Raw genomic sequence first — 567 nt, forward strand, 5'->3', positions numbered from 1 at the left:
CGGTACGGTGGGCGGGCCCTAACAATTCATTCAAGCCGAACTTGCTTCGTTCCAGCAAAAGCGTGGCATAAAAAGCCTGCCACGCTTTCGCTTCCACTACGCAAGTCGGCTTAATTCAGGTGTTAGGCCTGCTCGGAAAGATTCATGCAGACTTTTGAATCAATAAATGACGCGGTGCGGGTCGCTCGGCAAGTGCTCGCCGGAGAGATCGATCCAAATCTTGGCTGCGGCCTCATTGCCGGCATCGCCGAGAAGATCAACTTCCCAAGTTCGCTCAGCACTTTTCTACTGCTCGGACACGAGCAATATGGTCATGAGGATCTTGGAATTAATGCTGAGTCATGCGTTCCCGAGATCATGGAGGCGTGCCGTGAGCTCGTCGCAGCGCAGGCCTAACAAGTCATTCAAGCCGAACCCGCTTCGCGGGTCGGCTTAATTCTGGTGTTAGGCCCCGCACGAAGGGAACTCAATGACCAGCATCCTTTTCAACTTCTGGCTGCGCCGCTTCTCGCTTGTTTTCGCAATCGCATGTGTTGCACTAGCTCTGCTGGAGAGGCTCATGCACGG

1 protein-coding gene is annotated in these 567 nt (G+C 54.3%); it reads left to right on the plus strand.

Annotated features, from left to right (window positions below; all coding sequences use genetic code 11):
* Window positions 1-144 precede the first annotated feature (144 nt).
* The gene (locus G7B67_RS13260) at window positions 145-396 is read left to right on the plus strand and encodes a hypothetical protein (protein WP_166213190.1); all 252 of its coding nucleotides are present in this window, start codon (window positions 145-147) and stop codon (window positions 394-396) included.
* The last annotated feature ends 171 nt before the right edge of the window (window positions 397-567 follow it).

This window comes from Cognatiluteimonas telluris (genome assembly GCF_011320095.1).
GTDB classification, from domain to species: domain Bacteria; phylum Pseudomonadota; class Gammaproteobacteria; order Xanthomonadales; family Xanthomonadaceae; genus Cognatiluteimonas; species Cognatiluteimonas telluris.